Raw genomic sequence first — 1,147 nt, forward strand, 5'->3', positions numbered from 1 at the left:
CAAACTGCGGTGCTCGACCACCCGGATCACCAGCCTCGTCCAGGCCGTCCTCACCCTCCATCTGACCAGCTCAGAGTGAAGATGGAAAAGGCTCACTGCTTCCAAAGGTGTGAGGGTTGAAACCTTGGCTTGGGAAGCTGAGGCGATCCAGGGCTTATTGCGGGGCTGACCTGCGGCGGAAGGTTGTCGATGCCTGGTGGCGTGTTCGTTGATTCCCCGGTGTTCCTCGCAGTTCCCCGTACGATCTGGCACGACCTATTTGTCCCGAACCGCTGGCTTACGGGCAACTTCTGATCTTCTCTCTAGCGTGTCTCCTCTGCGGGCCCTGGGGCGCTCGGGCTTGCTTCGCCACTTCCGCTCCCAAGTGGCAGAAGGCCACCACGGGCTGAGTGCCGCTCGCCTCGGAAGCCTCCGCTGACACCCAGGTCTATTCGTGCACGTTCGTGAAACTGGTTGATGGCATGGAACGCTGCGCTGTGAAGAGCTCCCCACTCGTCCGGAGTGTCATCCGCGTCCCCCCGCGCTACTTCTCCGAAAGCGGCCGTCGTTTCTTGTACGGCGTGGGCTGCTTCGACCACGTCATCCCCGGCCAGGAGCATTACCCGCTCAAAGGCGATTGCTTGCGCAGTTCCTGCTTGGGTGAGGTCCAGCCGCACGTCCTCCTCGCTTCGCGGCATGGTCCGTAGGCCCTTGCGGACTTTGTAGACCACCACGTTGGCGGCCATGGTGGCACGCACTTTGCTGATGTAGTCGGTGTATGTGTCGAGCTTCTTCTCATCCCAGCGAACGCGCCGAGTCTCACGCCGTTTGCTCCGCTCCGCCAACTGGTTGGTGACGAAAGTCATCAACGACCCCAGAAGCACGGCCGCAATCGTCACCAACTGTGAGAGGGCATCCATCCTGACCGCCTTCGGCCCGTTCTAATCCTGGCAAGGCGCTGATCTTATGCGCCCTCAGTGTCCAGGGTCGTGCTGCCCTCGAGCAGCACGGGCGCGTCAGGGCCGTACTCGGGGCTGCGCCCGCGGGTTCGGATGGTGAGTCACGCGGTCGGCGGAGTCTGATTCGAAAATCCACCACCTGCCCAGGTCAGACCGCGTCCGCTGATTGGAGGGACACTTGATAACCGAGCATGTTGAGCTGACTGACC

General features: G+C 61.8%; 1 protein-coding gene. It reads right to left on the reverse strand.

Going from position 1 to position 1,147, the window contains the following annotated elements; translation table 11 throughout:
* Positions 1-302: 302 nt before the first annotated feature.
* Positions 303-899: a hypothetical protein gene (locus tag ACWC2T_RS46105; RefSeq protein WP_450676253.1), complete on the reverse strand. Its 597-nt coding sequence runs from the start codon at positions 897-899 to the stop codon at positions 303-305.
* Positions 900-1,147: the final 248 nt, after the last annotated feature.

It is taken from the genome of Streptomyces sp. NPDC001393 (genome assembly GCF_053597455.1).